This is a genomic window from Asticcacaulis sp. AC460 (assembly GCF_000495795.1).
GTDB lineage: Bacteria > Pseudomonadota > Alphaproteobacteria > Caulobacterales > Caulobacteraceae > Asticcacaulis.
The window spans coordinates 19,012-37,519 of sequence record NZ_AWGD01000039.1; the positions used below are offsets into that span (position 1 = coordinate 19,012).

Sequence of the window (18,508 nt, forward strand, 5' to 3'; positions counted from 1 at the left end):
GGCTCTTACTGACAATGCACAGGGTGATTTTCAGTCGCACATTGTACGCGAAACGGCGAACTTCACAAGCCCGTGAACGGGTGACATTTTGTTACACTGGAATGTCAATCTGGCCATTTGCCGTGGGCGCGAAGCCATGCCTCGACCTTCTTTTGGTCGTTGGTTCGCGCGTTCACGATGATGTCGGCCAGCGCCTCCGGGCTTTCAGCCGCGCCGGCTTCCAGCATCACCAATATCTGATCCTGGTCGTTCGTCATGAACCAGGGGGCGCCGCCGTCGCGGACCTGTGGTCTTGCGCCCTGGGCCAGCAGCCAGCGAGCGAAATCCAGTTGAGAATTGTACAGGGCGTGGATGAAGAGGTTCTGGCCCGCGGAATCATAAGCGTGAAGATCAGCACCGGCGGCTACGAGGCTACGCGCAATCACAATCAGATCTTGATCCTTCATCTCACTGCGACCGGCGCGTCCGACAAAGGTAATCACCGGATCGGTAAGTAATCGCCCGCCAGGTGAGGCCCGGTACCTGAAGGACAAATCGGGCTTGTAAGCGAGTAGGAGATCGACGGTTTCAGGTGTGCCTCCGGCCGCGGCGTGGACCAGGGCGCGTGTGACGAGCTGGTGGTCGAGCGTGCCGCCACGGGTCAGAGCGCCATCGGCGATCAACCGCTTTGCCAGGTCTGTCCGCCGGCCGAGAATGGCGCTATCCAGCAAGGATCGTTCAAGCCTGACAAGGTCTCGGCCGATGCCAGTACAGGTACGGGGCGTTCCCGCCTCCAGCAAGCTAAGGACCAGGTCATCGGTGTAGTTGCGATTGGCCGCCGTGTCCTGGAGCAGGTCGCAGGCGGCTTGCGATGAGAAGTCGAAGCCGCCTTTCGACAAGGCGCCTATGGTGTCTTCATCCAGCTTCCACCACAGGCTTGCCCCCATACGTTCCGAACCGCCGTCGAAAAGCTTGCGAAAGGCGATGGGCGCGCCGGCCATGCCGTAGTCGCGAACTGTCTTTGTGCGCCCTGCGCGCGAAATTACAATTTCGCGGTAAATGGCGTGGCCTCCCTCAGTGTCAATTACGATTCCGTTCGGGAGGGTCGGATAATAGATGTCGCGCCAGGACCAGAAATCCGCCGCGTCCGCTACGTCCAGTATTTCGGCGACGCGTTCCGGCGGGATCAGGTAGGTCTGGGGGCCAAAATACCGACTTGGGCCTTCTCCAGGAAGGGGCCGGTAGTGAGCCTCGCCGGTTCCGGTCACCGACATGACAAAGGGATCATTATGATGATCCTGGAGTGTCATTCTGATTTCCGCCGTTGTCGTGTCACCACGTGGCGGCATGACGTGGTAGGGCGGCTGCTCTTCCTCGGTGATGTACGCGGTAACCAGCATTTTTTTGGGCGTTCCCGCCTCTGAGAGGAAAGGCTGATACATGGTTTGGGCCAGACGATCCAAGTAGGACCGTCGTTCAGGCGTCCATTCGAACGGTCTTCCGAGGACGCCCTCGGTGCTCAGGCACCTGATCCGGCCGTCTGCCCCAATGACATAGCGCAGAAAAAAATCGAACGCTTCCAAAGACCCGTAAGGAACGGACAGGGTCGAGGCAAGGTCTCCGCCACGAAGATTCGCGTCCTCGATTGAGGCTTCATCAATATCAACGGTATCTTCGTCCGTGCAAGCCGGTGGCAAGTCGCCCGCCTGACAGATACCGGCAAGTCCTGCCGCGAGAATAACGGCCAATACGAGTGCTGCGCGCATTTTCCCTCCCTGCCTGGTATTACGAATCCGGCCATTTGCCGTAGGCTCTAAGCCAGGCGGTGACGCGAAGCCAATGGTCGCGGCGGGCTTTTGAGACCAACTCATCGACGACGCCCGGCTGCGCCAGGTCAGCGCCGCCTTCCAACAGGATCATGACGATGTCTTCATCATAAATCTGATCGAGGGGCGACGTGCCGTCGCTGGCCTCGATGCGGGCGCCCTTGTTCAACAGCCAACTTAGGGTGTCGGCGTCACCCCGGTTGGCGGCATAGTTCAGAACACCACTGTTGAAGGTGTCGCGGCTATCGATATCCGCGCCGGAGTCCAGCAGCAACTGAATGATGGCTATCGTATCGGCTTGACGACCATTCGGCGGGCGGCGAACGAAGGTGATAATCGGATCAATCTTCTGGGTGGCGTCATTTCGACGAATGACCAACTCCGGGCCTAGTGAAAGCAGACGCCTGACCATATCCGGTGAGCCGCTTTGGACGGCATGGGCCAGGGCTCGGGTCACGGCCGCCCGATCGGGTTGGCCCTTTGTCGTTAGCGCGCCCTGATCGATGAGCCGGTTCGCAAGCTCGAAACGCTGCCCGGCTATGGCCGCGTCCAGCAAAGAATAGTCGAACGGAAACCCCTTGATCACTCTGTCCTGGGGCGCGCCTAGCGACAGCAGATGCGCGACGACATCTTCGGACGTGGCGGGGGCCGACACTAGGGTCATCAGTAACTCCGCCCCCTTGTCCGAAGCAAAGTCGAAGCCGTTCTCCTTGACCACGTCCAGGGTGCGTCGATCGATCTTTTGCCACAGGCCAGCCTCGGCGAGAGCAGACATCGTATGGATCAGCCGTCCGGCCTCGGAAGGCGTGCCGCCGCTGCCGTCATCCGAAAAGGTCTTGAACGATTCGCCCAGGCGTATGTCTATTTTTGAATAGCTCCAGCCGTGTCCCGGCATGTCGTAATGGTAGACCTCGCGCAACGACCAGAACTGCGCCGCTTCCGCCAGATTCATGATTGCGGCTACCCGCTCCAACGGAATGCGATAGGTCTGGGGACCGAAAAGATCGCCGTACCTGCCGGGGGAGTAGGTTACCGTGCCGTCTCCCCTGACGACCATGTCAAAGCTGGGCGGCTCGCCGCGTGACGACCAGTGCAGGCGGATTTCGGCGGTGGCGATATCGCCCGCTGGGCGCGGGACATGTGGGCCAGGCCGTTCTTCTTCATAGAAGACGGTTTCGACATAAACGGGGGCGGGTTCACCCTTCGTCAGAAAGGGGGCGAACTGCTGAGCTGAAATGGCGTCGAGTGCGGCCTGACGTTGCGGCGTGATCTCAGGAGGCGAAGGGGCGTAAGGACTGCCGGGAGATATGCAGGTTACGCGTCCGTCTTCACCGATCACATAGCGGACTTCAAAGAACCATTCACCCGAATGGGTGTCAAAATCATAGATCAGGGTTTGGGCGTAGGAGGCGGAGGTGCGACGGGCCGCGCGTTCTTCGCCATCCGCCTTGCGCAGGTTTACGGCGACCGCAGGATCGCAAGACGGCAGGGCAAAGGCTTGCAATGCGGGCAGAGTGCTCGCTATGCCCAAAACGGCGATAATGAGATTGCGCATGACCTGCCCCCTTGCCTTAAACTTAGCAGAGAACAGGTCTGGCGCAATCCTAAGTTGGATCAGGCATATTCCTGCAGGGCGCGGACGTCCAGTTCGCCCTTGCGGGCGCTGGCGATGGCGCGGGTCGCGGCCACAGCTCCCGACGCCGTCGTGTAGTACGGAATCTTCATCATCAGGGTGGTGCGGCGGATCGAGAAGGAGTCGGCCAGGGACTGCTTGCCTTCGGTGGTGTTGAACACCAGGGCAATCTCGCCGTTCTTGATGGCGTCCAAGATGTTCGGACGGCCTTCCAGCACCTTCTTGACCTTTTCGACCTGAACGCCGCGTTCAGCCAGATAATCATAGGTGCCGCCGGTGGCGACGACCTTGAAGCCCAGCTCCAGCAACAGCCGGATCGACTCGACGATGACCGGCTTGTCCTGATCCTTGACCGAAACGAAGACCTTGCCCTTGGTCGGAAGAATAGTGCCGCTGCCCTGCTGCGACTTGGCGAAGGCGCGCGAGAAGGCGTCGATCATCTCTTCGCCGTCGCGTATCCAGTCCAGGCCCATGACCTCACCGGTCGAGCGCATTTCCGGCCCCAGGACCGTATCGACATTGGCGAAACGGGCGAACGGGAAGACGGCTTCCTTGACGGCGACATGGCGGTAGTCGCGCGGTTTCAGGTTAAACTCGGCCAGGGACTTGCCGGCCATGATCTTGGCGGCGATGCCGGCCAGGGGCTGACCCAGGGTCTTGGCAACGAAGGGCACGGTCCGCGAGGCGCGCGGATTGACTTCCAGCACGTAGATCTTCGGATCGGTGTAAGGGTTTTCGATGGCGAACTGGACATTCATCAGGCCGCGGACCTTCAGCGCCTTGGCCAGTTCGATGGTCTGGCGCTCCAGCTCGGCGACGGTTTCCGGTTTCAGCGAGAAGGGCGGCAGGGAACAGGCCGAGTCGCCCGAGTGGACGCCGGCTTCTTCGATATGTTCCATGATGCCGGCGACAAAGACGCCTTCGCCATCGGCCAGGGCATCGGCGTCGACCTCGATGGCGGCCGACAGGTATTGATCGATCAGCACAGGCGAGTCGCCCGACACCTGCACGGCTTCGCGGACATAGCGGGCCAGTTGCTCGTCGTCGCGGATGATTTCCATGGCGCGGCCGCCCAGGACGTAGGACGGGCGGATGACGATGGGGTAGCCGACTTCGTGGGCGGCGCGGAAGGCCTCTTCCGGCGTGCGGGCGATGGCGTTGATCGGCTGGGTCAGTTCGATGTCGCGCAGCAGGTGCTGGAAGCGCTCGCGGTCTTCGGCCAGGTCGATGGCGTCGGGCGAGGTGCCCAGGATGGGAATGCCTTCGTCTTCCAGCGCCTGGGCCAGCTTCAGCGGAGTCTGGCCGCCGAACTGGACGACCACGCCCAGCAGTTCGCCGTTGGATTGTTCCACGGCGATCAGTTCCAGCACGTCTTCGGCCGTCAGGGGCTCGAAATACAAGCGGTCGGAGGTGTCGTAATCGGTCGAGACGGTTTCCGGGTTGCAGTTGACCATGATGGCTTCGACGCCGATGTCTTTAAAGGCAAAGGCGGCGTGGCAGCAGCAATAGTCGAACTCGATGCCCTGGCCGATCCGGTTGGGACCGCCGCCCAGGATGATGGCCTTCTTGCGGTCGGACGGCTCGGCTTCGTTCTCCGGCAGTTGCCCCAAAGCGCCCGATTCGTAGGTCGAATACATGTAGGCGGTGTTGGAGCGGAACTCGGCGGCGCAGGTATCGATGCGCTTGAACACCGGACGCACACCCAGGGCGCGGCGGGCGGTGCGGACCTCGGTTTCGGTGGTGCCGGTCAGCTTGGCCAGGCGGACGTCGGAGAAGCCCATGGCCTTCAGTTGGCGCATGGCTTTTGCGGTTTGCGGCAGGCCCAGGGCGCCGATCTTGGCTTCTTCGGAGACGATGGTTTCGATCTGGCGCAGGAACCACGGTTCGTAGGAACAGGCGGCGTGGATGTCTTCGACGCTCAGGCCGTGACGGAAAGCCTGGGCGATGACGCGGATCCGGTCCGGCGTGGCGCGCCCCAGTTCGCGGATGACGGCCTCGCGGACGGCATGGGGTTCGGCGTTGTGGGTGCCCTTGATCTCGACCTCATCGAAGCCCGACAGGCCGGTTTCCAGGCCACGCAGGGCCTTTTGCATCGACTCGGCGAAGGTGCGGCCGATGGCCATGACCTCGCCGACCGACTTCATCGAGGTGCCCAGCAGGGGCTCGGAGCCGGGGTATTTCTCAAAAGCGAACCGCGGGATCTTGGTGACGACGTAGTCGATCGAGGGCTCGAACGAGGCCGGCGTGGTCTGGGTGATGTCGTTCTGCAGTTCGTCCAGGGTGTAGCCGACGGCCAGTTTCGCGGCGACCTTGGCGATCGGGAAACCGGTCGCCTTGGACGCCAGGGCCGAGGAGCGCGACACGCGCGGGTTCATCTCGATGACGATCATGCGGCCATCGACGGGGTTAAGCGCGAACTGGACGTTCGAGCCGCCGGTTTCGACGCCGATTTCACGCAGCACGGCCAGGCTGGCCGAACGCATGATCTGGTATTCCTTGTCGGTCAGGGTCAGGGCCGGGGCAACGGTGATGGAATCACCGGTGTGCACGCCCATCGGGTCGACGTTTTCGATCGAGCAGACGATGATGCAGTTGTCGGCCGTGTCGCGCACGACCTCCATCTCGTATTCCTTCCAGCCGAGGATCGACTCTTCGATCAGCACTTCGGTGGTCGGCGACAGGTCGAGGCCGTTGGCGACGATGTCCTTGAATTCTTCCTGGTTGAAGGCGATGCCGCCGCCGGTGCCGGCCAGGGTAAAGGACGGACGGATGACCGCCGGCAGGCCGCCGATGTGCTCCAGGGCGGCATAGGCCTCTTCCATGGTGTGGGCGACGGCCGACTTGGCCGATTCCAGGCCCAGCTTGTCCATGGCGTTGCGGAACTTCAGGCGGTCTTCGGCCTTGTCGATGACCTCGGCCTTGGCGCCGATCATCTCGACATTGTACTTGGCCAGGACGCCCGAGTTTTCCAGGGCAAGGGCCGTGTTCAGTGCGGTCTGGCCGCCCATGGTCGGCAGCAGGGCGTCGGGGCGTTCCCTGGCGATGATCTTTTCGACGAATTCCGGCGTGATCGGCTCGATATAGGTGGCGTCGGCAACGTCCGGATCGGTCATGATGGTGGCCGGATTGGAGTTGACCAGGATGATGCGGTAGCCTTCCTGGCGCAGGGCTTTACAGGCCTGGACGCCGGAATAGTCGAACTCGCAGGCCTGACCGATGACGATGGGCCCGGCGCCGATGATCAGGATGGACTTGATATCTGTACGTTTGGGCATGGTCGGTCTTCCGTAACAAGTAATCGCGCGCAATCCGCGGCCTGTGCGAGGGGGCGCAGGTCGTGGCGTAAGGTGCCGGTTTTGGGCTAAGCGGGTGCTTTAGTGGCTATAGGTGTGCAGCGCAACCCGGAAAATTTAATAATTTTACCCGGTCCAGTCTTCGACAGGCAGCCAGGGTGTCAGGCGCTTCAGGGCCGTGTCGTTTGTCACCAAAATCGCGCCGGCAGACAAGGCCTGGGCGGCGATCATCAGGTCCAGAGGTGCGATGGTGATTCCTTGCGATTCGCAGGTTCGGCGCAGCTCGGCGTAGGTGTGGGCTTCGGACTCGGCCCAGGGCAAAACCGTCACAGTACGGAAGAAGACCTCTACTGAATAGCTCAGGCGTGGCGGGTGTCCGGCCTTGGCCAAACCGAATAAGATTTCCGCCCGTGTGACAATCGAGATCGTCGCGCTTTCGATAGACAGGGATCTCAGACGTTGCACGGCGTTGGTGGAAGCGCGGCTGCGGACGAAGAGGCTGACCGTGTTGGTATCGAAGACGTAGGCACTCACTCCTTGTAGCCTTCGAAAGGATCGCGGTCGTGAACGCCTTGGTTTCGGTCGGCCATAAAGTCATCCGGAACGTCGCCGGGCTCCATTTGGGCCAGGGCGGCGAAGAAGGGCTCCCAGGATGATGGCTTGCTGGACAGGATAACGTCGCCGGTCTTGGGATCACGGCGGATAAAGACTTCTTGGCCTTCAAAGCGGTAGTCTTTAGGAAGACGGACAGCCTGGCTTCGACCGGTCATGAAGATTTTAGCGGTATCATCCATGCTGAAAATTTAGCAAATATTGCGATATGTATCAAGGTATGTATCGCAAGGGGCGCGCACAAAAAATTTCCGCCTCCCCGGGGGGCTGGGGAGGCGGAGCGGTTTGATTTTAGGTGAGGGGTAACAAACCGACTACTGCATTGCGACGGTCTTGACCGGCTGGGGGTTTACCGGCTCTTCGCCGCAACGCAATTCCATGTACAAAAAGGCCGCTTCGCCGTGGGCCGGGGCAGTGGCGCCCAGACGCCCGCCTTGGGCGATACGGTCGCCGGTGCGCACCCGCAGGCCCGACATACCGGTGAGGACAACGCGGCGGTCGCCGCCGATGTTGAGGATGACCACTTGGCCCAGGTTTTCAACCGGGCCGGCATATTCGACGTCGCCGCTGATCGGGGCGGTGACGACGGCATTGGCGGCGGTGCGGTAGACGATACCGCGGCTGCCGACCGGTTCGCCGGCGGTGAACAGCGGGTTGCTTTCACCGTAGGCCTGCCAGACTTCACCCTGGACCACCGGGGCGAGGCGGGGAGCGCCGCAGACCTGGGCCTGAGCGCGGCCGCCCAGCAGGAGAACAAAGGCAGCCGCGATCAGTACCAGGCCAGTCAGTTGGGTCAGGTTATGCAGTTTGGAGGTCGTCATCTCAGCACCATCTTTTTTCGTTCGATGGGTTGAGTATGCCGCGAGAGGTTTAACGCGGCGGGAAAACATTCTTACAGCGTTGTCGCAAGTTTTACGGCGTTGTCAGAATGTTGGGGCGATAGTCGGAATTTACAGCGGCCGCTAAATCTACCTGTACCCCTCCGCCGGCTTCGCCGGCACCTCCCCACTTCGTGGAGAGGAGGGCTTCAGACAGCCTTAACGTACGGGGCGGAACATGTAGCCGATGCCGTAGACCGTCTGGATCAGGTCTTCCTCGCCGTCGGCCGCGATGTATTTCAACTTGCGGCGCAGGCGCGAGATCAGGGTGTCCAACGACCGGTCGGTGGAATCGTCGTGCAGCTCCGACATCCGCTCCAGCACCTGTTCGCGGCGCAATGGCCGGTCGCGCTGGGCCAGGAAGACGTGCAGCACAGCGAATTCGGCCGGCGACAGGATCAGCATCTTGTCATTGGGCGAGGTCAGGCGGCGGGTGCGGTTGTCCAGGCTCCAGCCGAAGAAACGGACAACGTCGGCTTCGTCGCGAACGGCGGAAGGCGAGCGGCGCAGCACAATGCGGATGCGCAGGGCCAGCTCGTCGATATTGAACGGCTTGGCCATATAGTCTTCGGCGCCCAGGCCCAGTCCGCCGATGCGGGCGACGTCGTCGCCGCGGGCGCTGAGCATGATGATGGGGGGACCGTTATTGGCACGCAGGCGCTCGCAGATGGCCAGGCCATCTTCGCCCGGCATCATCGAATCCAGGATGATCAGGTCGATCGGCGTGTCGGCCAGGACGGCATCCATCGCCCGTCCGCCGTCGGCCAGGAAGACGCGGAAATCGCGGCGGCTGAGGCCGGCCCTGATCAACTCGCGGATGGGCTCGTCGTCGTCGACGGCGAGAATATTGGGCTTATCCGGCGCGGCGTCGGACATCATCCCTCGGCAAACAGAAACACGGTTATTTCGCAGATGCAGCGAGTCGCGCGTCTGCAACAGCTATCAGAGCGTGATTTCGCTAATTTTTCGCGTAAAACGCCGCTCAGGCCGGAACTTTTTTATAGACGCGCATATTTTCGGCGAAGCGTTCGAACAGGTAGAGACTGTCGACCGGGCCGGGCGAGGCTTCCGGGTGGTGCTGGACGCTGAACACAGGCTTGCCGGTCATGGCGATGCCGCAGTTGCTGCCGTCGAACAGGGAGACGTGGGTTTCGACCACGCCGGCAGGCAGGGTTGCCTGATCGATGGCGAAACCGTGGTTCATCGACACGATCTCGACCTTGCCGGTGGTTTCGTCCTTGACCGGGTGGTTGGCGCCGTGGTGGCCCTGGCCCATCTTGATGGTGGTGGCGCCCAGCGCCAGGCCCAGCATCTGGTGGCCCAGGCAGATGCCGAACACCGGCACGCCGGCCGCGACGATCTTGCGGATGACCGGGACGGCGTAGTCGCCGGTGGCGGCCGGGTCGCCGGGACCGTTGGACAGCAGCACGCCGTCCGGGTTCTGGGCCAGGATGTCCTCAGCCGAGGTCTTGGCGGGCACGATCTTCACCTCGGCGCCGATATCGACCAGGGCACGCAGGATGTTCTGCTTGACGCCGTAGTCGATGACCACGACCTTGAATTCGTGTTTGGTGCCCTGGGTAAAGCCTTGGGGCCACTGCCACAGGTCGGTGGAGTAGGCGGCCGACTGCGCCACGGTGGCGTCGATGGCCAGGTCGAGACCGCCCAGGCCCTTCCAGGCAGCGGCCTTCTGGACCAGGGCCGGGATGTCGAAGTGGCCGGACGGATCATGGGCGACGACGCCGTGGGGCATGCCGTTTTCGCGGATGCGCCGGGTCAGGGCGCGTGTGTCGATACCCGAAATGGCGACGATGCCGCGCGAAACCAGCCAGTCGTTGAAGCTGAGGGTCGAGCGCCAGTTGGCCGGCGGGGTCGGGGTGTCGCGGAAAATGGCGCCCTTGGCGGCGCGCTTGGGGTCATCACCCAGTTGCTCGACGTCTTCCGGATTGACGCCGACATTGCCGACATGGGGGAAGGTGAAGGCAATGATCTGTTCCATATAGGACGGATCGGTCAGGATTTCCTGGTAGCCGGTCATGGCGGTATTGAAGCAGACCTCGCCCAGCGCGTCGCCGGCCGCGCCGCAGCCGATGCCCTGATAGACCGTGCCGTCGGCCAGGACGAGGACTCCCGTGCAACCTTCAAGCAGATTGTTAGTCTCTGGGGTCATATCGGGAATCTCCTATTGGGTACCGGGCGCGCAAACGGCCGGACACATAGGGACATGTCTCTCTCAGGTCAATGCTTCTTCGGGCGATTTCGCGAAACGGCTAATGTCATAACGTTGTCATGTGAATGGTTAACAGTGGCAGGGTTGTGCTGAAAACTAAGACCAGGGGAGTGCGTTATGACCAATGAAACACCCGCCATTCTTTTGACGTCGGCGGATATCGACACCATCGAACAGGAAAGGGCCGGATTGGAGGCTGAAATTTCGGCCATGGAGGTTCGGCGCGCCGAACTGGAAGTCCGCCGCAGCGAACTGAGCGACCGGTTGGCCAAGATCCGGGCGCTGCTGGATGCGCTGGGTCTGGGGGCCGTCAGCCAGTTGGCGTCGAACTCGCTGTACGCGGCGCGCAATGTGAAGGCCATCCCGCGTAACGGCGTAATTTCGTAGACGCTATCGGACGATCCCGCCGGGCTGGATCGTTACGGCTGTGCCCGAGCAACTGACCATCAGCATGCTGCCACTTTGGCCGACCGTCGAATAGTCGATATCGACCCCGACAATGGCGTTGGCGCCGCGCTTGGACGCTTCGGCTTCCATTTCGCGCAGCGCCGCGTCACGGCCTTCGCGCAGGACCTCTTCGTAGGCATTTGACCGGCCGCCGACAATGTCGCGGATGCCGGCGAAAAAGTCGCGGAAGATGTTGGCGCCCAGGATGGCTTCGCCGGTGACGACGCCGTGGTACTGGGTGATGTGCGAACCTTCGATCGTGTGGGTGGTGGTAACCTGCATGGCGAATCCTCCGTGTTTGCGGCCGCAGAGTGGCATAGTACGGCACGCTGTCCAGTCAGGAAGGTGTGTAGTTCTGAAGCTGAGAGGCGACGTCTATGGATGTAAGATACCCCTCCACCGCTTCGCGGTTCCCCTCCCCACTTCGTAGGGAGGAGGGAGCTTGCATTATCTATCGCGCTAGCCGTGCGGTCATAAGTGCGCGCGTCCCCCTCTTTCGAAGGGATTGAGGCGGAACGGCCTAGCGACGGATACTCCAGGTCAGACAATGACCTCAGGAGGATGGCGTGGCGATCTATAATGGCAATGGCCAGGACAATCAGATTATCGGCAGTATACTGGCCGATGAGATCTACGGAAAAAACGGCAATGATATACTCGATGGCGGTGACGGCAACGACTTGCTGGATGGCGGCAACGACCACGACACCCTGTATGGCGGCCAGGGGCAGGACACGCTGAACGGCGGTTCCGGCAATGACAACCTGATCGGCGGGACGGGCGACGATGTCCTGATCGGCGGGCTGGGCCAGGACTGGGCAACCTATACCGGCGGCGGCGCGATCGTCGCCAATCTTGCGACCGGCATCGTCACCGGCCAGGGCATCGACAGCCTGAGCGGCATCGAGAATGTCATGGGTTCGGCGTTCAATGACATCCTTCAGGGGAATGCCAGCGCCAACAAGCTGTCTGGCGGCGACGGCGACGACCGCGTCATTGTGTCCTACGGCAGCGACGAACTGAACGGCGGCGCCGGCATCGACACGCTGGACTTCCAGCTGACCTCGGCGGTCCAGGTCAGCCTGACCCAGGGCACCTATTACATCAATACCACAAATGGCGGCACGGCGACGGGCTTCGAGACGGTGCGCGGCAGCAACGGTCATGACCTGATCATCGGCGATAATCTGGGCAACGTACTGGAAGGTCGGGCCGGCAACGATACGATCAACGGCCAGGGCGGCAACGATGTGCTCATCGCCAATGGCGGCAATGACGTCATGACCGGAGGTACGGGGCTGGACACCTTCACCGTGGCTGCCGGCAACGGCAATATCGTCATCAGCGACTTCACTTCGGGATCGGACCGGATCGACCTGTCACACTATTTCGACCAGAACGGCAACAGCCCTGTATGGTCGGGCACGGCGACCCAATCCGGCGCCAATACTGTGTTGAACCTGACCGGTGGCGGGCAATCGGTGAGCGTCACGCTGAATAATGTCGTGGTGGCCAGCCTGACGGCGAATGACTTCATCAATGGAACCGCCGGGTTGCTGCCGGCGCCCTACATACCATCGGCCGACATCTTCCTGGTGACGCCGCATGCCAATATCCAGCACGACGTCCAGACCATTCACCAGTTCGACGACGGTTTGGATTTGATCGATATTTCGCCGCTGGGCTATGTTTATGATCCCAGTTATAACGACTACTTCAGCGCCAACTGGGTCAATGACTGGACGCAGCAGGGGAACGATTTGGTCATCACCTTCTACAACACCTCCAATACCTCCTATCAGGGTATGCAGACCCTGACCCTGGTCATCGAAAACGCCCAGATCGGGCAGTTCGATGGATCGGACTTCCTGTTCTGATCGGCATGGAGGCGTGGATCGACAGATTGCAGGTTCCGGCCGGGGCCAAACGCCTCGGCCTGCCCCTGTTGGCGGCCGTAGTTTTGGTCGTGGTGGCGCAACTGATCGTGTGGGGCCTGGTCACCGGCGCTGAGCAGTTGTCGCGCCCACCGGGCATGGCCGCCACGGCCCGGGTCGAATACCGGCTGAAAGATGCGGACGGCAAGCCCATGGCGCCGGCCTTCGCCACCTCCAGCGGCAGCGATGGCTATGTCGTGACCGCCGGGGAGGGTGATACGGGCATCGTCTTTTCCATTCCCTTTCAGGTCGAGGACCCCGCCAAACCGCTGGCGCTGTACCTGTCGATCCGCGAACTGGTCCACGAAATCCGGGTCAATGGCCAGTTGATCCAGCCGCAGCTGGCGCTGGGCCGGATCCAGGGTGTGGCCAATTCGGAGCCCGGCCTGTACACCCTGCCGGCCCAGGCCCTGACGGCCGGCCGCAACGTCATTACCGTCGAACAGACGCGCTACGGCTATGCCTATGCCCTGCCGGAGTTCACCGTGGGCTCGGCCGAGGCCCTGTCGTCGGCCTATCGCTGGAAGTCGTTCTTCATGGTCGACCTGGCGCTCGGCGGGATGTTTATCCTGGTCTTTACCTCGCTCTTGGTCCTGGTCATCGACTGGCCGGCCGGCGACCGGCGGCGCGCCCGAAGCCTGGTCGTCTTCCTGCTCAGCAGCGCCGTGGTCACCTGGCTGTTTTCGTTCACACCGCCATTCGACATGGGGATCAATGTCACCGTCTACCTGCTGTGCGTCGCCGGAATCGGCAATGCGTTGGCGGCCCTGCACTACGTCCTGTGCGATGTCGGCGCCGCGGAGGTTTGGCGGCGGCGTGTCTGGCAGGCGGCCCTGGCCGGGCTGGGCGTGCTGACCGTGGCGCTGCTGGCCGGCATGGTGAAGGACGATCTGGGGCGCCGACTGGCCTATCTGACGCTGGATGTGTCGCATTACGTGGTGATCGCCGTGTGTGTCGCAGCGGTGATGGTGCTGGCCGCGGCGATTGCCGTGACACGGCCTTCGCGCTGGCCGGAGCGGCTGGTCGTCATGGTCTGCCTGTCGACCTTTATCCTCGACCGGGCCGGGTCGCTGACCGACCTGACCTCGCCATTCGCACCGGACCTGCCCTTGACCCTGTACCTGTCGCCGATCGTCGGCGCCCTGCTGGGCCTGGCCATGCTGCTGTCGATCGCGCGCCAGGCGGGCGAGGCGCGCCGGGTTGTGGCTACTGCCAACGATGTGCTGGAAACCACGCTGAAGGCGCGTGAAGCCGAACTGGACGCCGTCCATGCCCGCCAGAGCCAGATCCTGCAGCGTCATGTCCTGCTGGAGGAACGTCAGCGCATCGTTCGCGACATGCATGACGGCATCGGCGGGCAATTGCTGGGGTTGATGCTGCAGGTCCGCGGCCGGCGGCTTAGCGTGCCGGTTATCGAAGCGGCGCTGCAGACCTCTATGGATGATTTGCGTCTGATCGTCGACTCGCTCGATTCCGCTGAGGAAAGCCTGTTGGCCGCGCTGCGGGCGTTCGAGTACCGCGCCCGTGCCCAGATCGAGGCGGCGGGGTTCGCCTTTGAGGTCGATCTGGCCTTCGATGCCGCAGACGTGCTGCGGCCGGGACCGCGGGCGTCGTTGCAGATCCTGCGTATCCTGCAGGAGGCGGTCAGCAATGCGCTGCGCCATTCCGGCGGCGGGCGGATCACCCTGACCGGCCGTCGTGACGGTGATAACCTGACCCTGAGCCTGGGCGACGACGGCAAGGGGTTCGCCAGCGACCGCAAGGGGGGATTGGGGCTCAACAATATGAAGGCGCGGGCCGGCCGGCTGGGCGGACGTATAGATATTGCGTCCGGTGAGGACGGTACCCGTGTGACCTTTGCAATTGCGCTTGGGGTGTTGAACGCCCTGGTCGCCGAGGAGGTCATGCTGTGACGGCGCGGATCGTGATCATCGAAGACGACGCCGCCTTTTCGCGGCACCTGGTCGAGGCCCTGGGCGCGGCGGCCGACCTGGATGTTGTGGGTACGGCGGCGACCTTGGCCGAAGGTCTCGATGTGTTGTCGTTGCTGCCGGATCTTGTGCTGCTGGACCTGGGGTTGCCCGACGGCAATGCTCTGCCGATCATCGAGGCGCTGCGCAAGCAAAACCCGAAGGCGCGGGTCCTGGTCATCACCGTGTTCGAGGACCGCGCCAGTGTCTTGAAGACCCTGAGGGCGGGGGCGGACGGTTACCTGCTCAAGGACACCGGCGCCGACAAGCTGATCGAAAGTGTGCGCGCCACGCTGGACGGAGAGACGCCGGTCAGTCCGCGCGCGGCGGGCCATCTGCTGAGTTTGGTGCGCGAGGAGCCGCCGGTCGGCGTGCAGCCGTCGTCGCCTTTGAGTGCACGCGAGCATGAACTTCTGGAGCTGATCGCTCGCGGTTTGAGTCGCAAGGAAGCCGCCCGGGTCATGGGGATTTCGCCCTATACGGTGGCGGAATATATCCAGGGCATTTACCGCAAGATGTCGGTTCGGTCGCGCGCCCAGGCGGTGCGTCAGGGTATCCAGGGCGGACTGATTTCCGGCGCGCCTTAGCGATTACTCAGCTTGACCTTTTTCCCGGTTTTGGCGCTCTGGCGGGCGGCGTCCAGGATCTCCAGCACAATCAGATTGTTCTCCAGCGAACCCGGATCGTAGGGTTCGGGTTTAACCTCGCCGGAGATGACCGCGTTGAACCAGGCGAACGGATCGTCGAATGGCGCCGCGCGAGCCGGCAGTTCAGATGTTTTCACGCTTTCCGGCGTCGAACCCCAGCGGCGCAGGGTGTCGCGGTCGTCGGCCACCACTTGGCCGGTCGTGCCGTAGACCTCGATGTCCTTGCGCGACACGGGCCAGTTCCATGACGCCTGGATCACGCCTTGCGAGTCGGCATAGTCGACAATGATCGTCGCTTCGTCATCGACCTTCGGATAGTTGTCGGGCTGGAAATTGCGCAGGGTGGCCGTGACTGCGACCGGATGCAGGCCGCCGTTCAGGTACGTCATCAGGTTGGCACCGTAGCAGCCGAAGTCGATGACCGCGCCGCCACCGTTTTGCACAGGGTCGGTCAGCCAGGCCAGGAATTCCTTCGAGACACCGATGGTTTTCGGCCCCTGATGGCCGTCGTGGATGACCATCTTGTGCACCGGGCCCAACTGGCCAGCCGTCAGGATGGATTTGGTTTCGGCCACCGTCGGATACCAGCTTGTTTCGTAGTTGGTCAGGACCTGGACATGGTGTTTTTGGGCCAGGCCGGCCATTTCGCGGCCTTCCGCGGCATTGAGCGCCAGCGGCTTTTCGACCATGACGTGGACGCCGCGCGGGGCGGCGGCGCGGACGATTTTCACGTGGTCGGAAATGGGGCCGAAGCCGGCGACGGCCTGAGGGTGGGCCTTATCCAGCATGGCGCCGATATCGTCATATACGAGGGCCATGCTGAAGCCGTACTGGTCGGCATAGCGTTTCGCCAGGACGCGGTCCTTTTCGACGATGCCGACGATCTTGACGTCACCACGCTTCAGATTGCCGAACAGCCAGTGGACATGGTCATGTGACAGGCCGATCACGCCGATCGGCATGGGTTCCTTCGCCTGGACCGGAAGGGCGAAGGCGAACAGCATCGCGATAAAGAGGCAAAGCCGGGTCAGCATATCGTTTCTCCCATTTTTTGGGACGAACTATGCGCGGATCGGCCGTGATTGCAAGCTACGGCTTGGTGAGGGACAGATTGATGTCGCGATATCGAATCGCCAGTATAAGGAGCTTTTGGGATCAAGCCCAAAGGCGTATAGGCGTACAGTGAGATTTGACGACCACTTCATCGATGAACTGAAAACCCGCCTGCCGGCCTCCGAGGTCATCGGCAAGTCGGTCAAGCTGCGCCGTAACGGCCGCGAATGGGTCGGGCTGTCGCCGTTCAGCAAGGAAAAGACGCCGTCCTTCTACGTCAACGACCAGAAGCGCTTCTTCCATGATTTTTCGTCGGGCAAGAGCGGCGACATCATCACCTTCCTGCAGGAAACCGAGCGGCTGTCGTTCAACGAAGCCGTCGAGAAGCTGGCCGCCGAGGCCGGCATGGCGCTGCCCGCCGTAACACCGGAAACCCGTGCTTTCGAACAGAAACGCCAGTCGCTCAACGACTGGATGGAGCTGGCGCAGAAATGGTTCATGGCGCGGCTGCAGGACCGCAATCCGGGCGCCCAGGCGGCGCGCGACTATCTCACCAAGCGCGGCCTGTCGCCGGAGGATATCCAGACCTATGGCCTGGGCTATTCGCCCAAGGAGCGCACCGCGTTGAAGGACGCCATGGTGCAGAAGGGCGCCAAGGTTTCAGAACTGGTCGAATGCGGCCTGCTGATCGAGGTCGAAGGCGGCGGGGCGCCCTATGACCGCTTCCGCGACCGGTTGATGTTCCCGATCCAGGACCAGCGCGAGCACGTGGTCAGTTTCGGTGGCCGGGCGTTGAACCCTGACGAAAAGGCCAAATACCTCAACGGCCCGGACACGACGCTGTTCCACAAGGGCCAGATGCTGTTCGGCCTGCCCAAGGCGCTGAAGATCCTGGGCGCCGAGCAGCACCATGCCGATTTGGTGGTTGTCGAAGGCTATATGGACGTTATCGCCTGCCAGCGTGCCAAGGTGGCGGCGGTGGCGCCTTTGGGCACGGCGTTGACTGAAGAGCAGATCGATATCCTGTGGCGGCGTCACCCGGAGCCGACCCTGTGTTTCGATGGCGACAAGGCCGGGCAAAGGGCGGCGTACCGGGCGCTGGACCGGGCCCTGCCGAAGCTCAAACCCGGCAAGTCGTTCAAGGTTTGCCTGATCGTCGGCGGCAAGGACCCCGACGATGTGCTGCGCGAAAAGGGCGCCCTGGCGCTGCGCGAGGCGCTGACCGATACCAAACCGTTCGTCCATGTGCTGTTCCAGCGCGAGGCCGAACTGGAGCCGCTGGATACGCCAGAACGCAAGGCGGGCTTCAAGAAGCGGTTGCGGGCCCTGGCGGCACAGATCGAAGACAAGGACCTGGCCGACAGTTATCGCCACGATCTGCTGACGCGTTATGACGAGATGTTCGCCAAGCCGGCCCAACCGCAAGGGCAGGGCGGGTTCCAGCCGTACAAGAAGGGCGAATTCCGCAAACGCGGTGAGGTCTACCTGGCGCCGGCGCTGCAGGAATCGCGCACGGCGGCGGTAAAACTGTCCCGGGCGCTGGATGCGATTTCGGCCTGTTTGGCCCAGGGACTGCTGGATCATCCCGACTGGATGTCGGACCAGGTCGAGGGGCTGGAGGCCTTTGGTTTCGGCGACGAGACGCTCGACCCGCTGGCACGTACCCTGGTTGCGATAAGTTTCCGTGGCGACCCCCTTGACAGCGAGGGATTGAGCCGCCATCTGCACAGCCAAGGACTTGGTGCATTATTAAGCGAGATACAAAAGGCGGCACTGAAATCAGGCGCGCCCTTCCTGTCACCGGACATATCTCTCGCCGATGCTCATGCCCGCTGGATACAGGCGTTCAACGCGATGTCGCGTTTGACGGCCTTGGAACGTGCGCTGAATTCGTCCCGCGATCGTGTCGGAACCGAATTTTTTTCACGGCTCAAGCTGGAACGCGATGCCCTGCGGCGCACCCTTCGTAGCGGACAGATCTGGCAGGAATAACGTTTGTAAAACCT

15 protein-coding genes are annotated in these 18,508 nt (G+C 62.2%); 5 read left to right on the plus strand and 10 right to left on the minus strand.

What is annotated here, in order from left to right:
- Nucleotides 1-104 precede the first annotated feature (104 nt).
- The 8 genes from ABAC460_RS45225 to carA all read right to left on the minus strand — a co-directional run bounded on the left by ABAC460_RS45225 (nt 105) and on the right by carA (nt 10,391).
- Nucleotides 105-1,745 carry an ankyrin repeat domain-containing protein gene (locus ABAC460_RS45225; RefSeq protein WP_023455489.1) on the minus strand — a complete coding sequence of 547 codons (1,641 nt, stop codon included), beginning with the start codon at nt 1,743-1,745 and terminating at the stop codon, nt 105-107.
- A gap of 19 nt (nt 1,746-1,764) precedes the next feature.
- Nucleotides 1,765-3,360: an ankyrin repeat domain-containing protein gene (locus ABAC460_RS45230; RefSeq protein WP_023455490.1), complete on the minus strand. Its 1,596-nt coding sequence runs from the start codon at nt 3,358-3,360 to the stop codon at nt 1,765-1,767.
- Between the two features lie 59 nt (nt 3,361-3,419).
- Entirely contained in the window at nt 3,420-6,713 is a 3,294-nt protein-coding gene (gene carB / locus ABAC460_RS45235) for a carbamoyl-phosphate synthase large subunit (protein WP_023455491.1), read from the minus strand.
- Nucleotides 6,714-6,857: 144 nt separating this feature from the next.
- On the minus strand, nt 6,858-7,265 hold the full coding sequence (locus ABAC460_RS45240; protein WP_023455492.1) for a type II toxin-antitoxin system VapC family toxin: 408 nt from the start codon (nt 7,263-7,265) through the stop codon (nt 6,858-6,860).
- On the minus strand, nt 7,262-7,525 hold the full coding sequence (locus tag ABAC460_RS45245) for an antitoxin (RefSeq protein ID WP_023455493.1): 264 nt from the start codon (nt 7,523-7,525) through the stop codon (nt 7,262-7,264). The genes ABAC460_RS45240 and ABAC460_RS45245 overlap by 4 nt, the downstream gene beginning before the upstream one ends.
- 132 nt (nt 7,526-7,657) lie before the next feature.
- On the minus strand, nt 7,658-8,164 hold the full coding sequence (locus ABAC460_RS45250; protein WP_023455494.1) for a murein hydrolase activator EnvC family protein: 507 nt from the start codon (nt 8,162-8,164) through the stop codon (nt 7,658-7,660).
- A gap of 216 nt (nt 8,165-8,380) precedes the next feature.
- Nucleotides 8,381-9,097 carry a response regulator gene (locus ABAC460_RS45255; protein ID WP_031237451.1) on the minus strand — a complete coding sequence of 239 codons (717 nt, stop codon included), beginning with the start codon at nt 9,095-9,097 and terminating at the stop codon, nt 8,381-8,383.
- A 106-nt stretch (nt 9,098-9,203) separates the two neighbouring features.
- Nucleotides 9,204-10,391, minus strand: coding sequence for a glutamine-hydrolyzing carbamoyl-phosphate synthase small subunit (gene carA, locus ABAC460_RS45260; protein ID WP_023455496.1), 1,188 nt, complete (start codon nt 10,389-10,391; stop codon nt 9,204-9,206).
- 177 nt (nt 10,392-10,568) lie between these two features.
- Here carA and ABAC460_RS45265 point away from each other — a divergent pair, with 177 nt between their 5' ends.
- A complete protein-coding gene (locus tag ABAC460_RS45265; RefSeq protein WP_023455497.1) occupies nt 10,569-10,838 on the plus strand; it encodes a hypothetical protein in 270 nt (89 codons plus the stop codon).
- Nucleotides 10,839-10,841: 3 nt separating this feature from the next.
- Here ABAC460_RS45265 and ABAC460_RS45270 read toward each other — a convergent pair whose 3' ends face one another.
- Complete coding sequence (locus tag ABAC460_RS45270; protein WP_023455498.1) at nt 10,842-11,180, minus strand: heavy metal-binding domain-containing protein; 339 nt, start codon at nt 11,178-11,180, stop codon at nt 10,842-10,844.
- A 284-nt stretch (nt 11,181-11,464) separates the two neighbouring features.
- Between ABAC460_RS45270 and ABAC460_RS48655 the strand changes: the two genes are divergently transcribed.
- Genes ABAC460_RS48655 through ABAC460_RS45280 form a run of 3 tightly spaced genes read left to right on the plus strand, consistent with a single transcriptional unit; the run spans nt 11,465 to nt 15,389 of the window.
- Entirely contained in the window at nt 11,465-12,775 is a 1,311-nt protein-coding gene (locus tag ABAC460_RS48655; protein ID WP_023455499.1) for a calcium-binding protein, read from the plus strand.
- A 26-nt stretch (nt 12,776-12,801) separates the two neighbouring features.
- Nucleotides 12,802-14,745: a sensor histidine kinase gene (locus tag ABAC460_RS45275; protein ID WP_162150350.1), complete on the plus strand. Its 1,944-nt coding sequence runs from the start codon at nt 12,802-12,804 to the stop codon at nt 14,743-14,745.
- Nucleotides 14,742-15,389, plus strand: a complete 648-nt coding sequence (locus tag ABAC460_RS45280; protein ID WP_023455501.1) for a response regulator — start codon at nt 14,742-14,744, stop codon at nt 15,387-15,389. The genes ABAC460_RS45275 and ABAC460_RS45280 overlap by 4 nt, the downstream gene beginning before the upstream one ends.
- Here the strand turns inward: ABAC460_RS45280 and ABAC460_RS45285 are convergent.
- Nucleotides 15,386-16,483, minus strand: a complete 1,098-nt coding sequence (locus ABAC460_RS45285; protein ID WP_023455502.1) for a Gfo/Idh/MocA family protein — start codon at nt 16,481-16,483, stop codon at nt 15,386-15,388. The two genes, ABAC460_RS45280 and ABAC460_RS45285, sit on opposite strands and share 4 nt — an antisense overlap.
- Nucleotides 16,484-16,631: 148 nt before the next feature.
- On the opposite strand from ABAC460_RS45285, the gene dnaG reads away from it, so the two are divergent.
- Nucleotides 16,632-18,494 (plus strand): DNA primase, encoded by a 1,863-nt coding sequence (dnaG, locus tag ABAC460_RS45290; RefSeq protein ID WP_023455503.1) that lies wholly within the window; start codon nt 16,632-16,634, stop codon nt 18,492-18,494.
- Nucleotides 18,495-18,508: the final 14 nt, after the last annotated feature.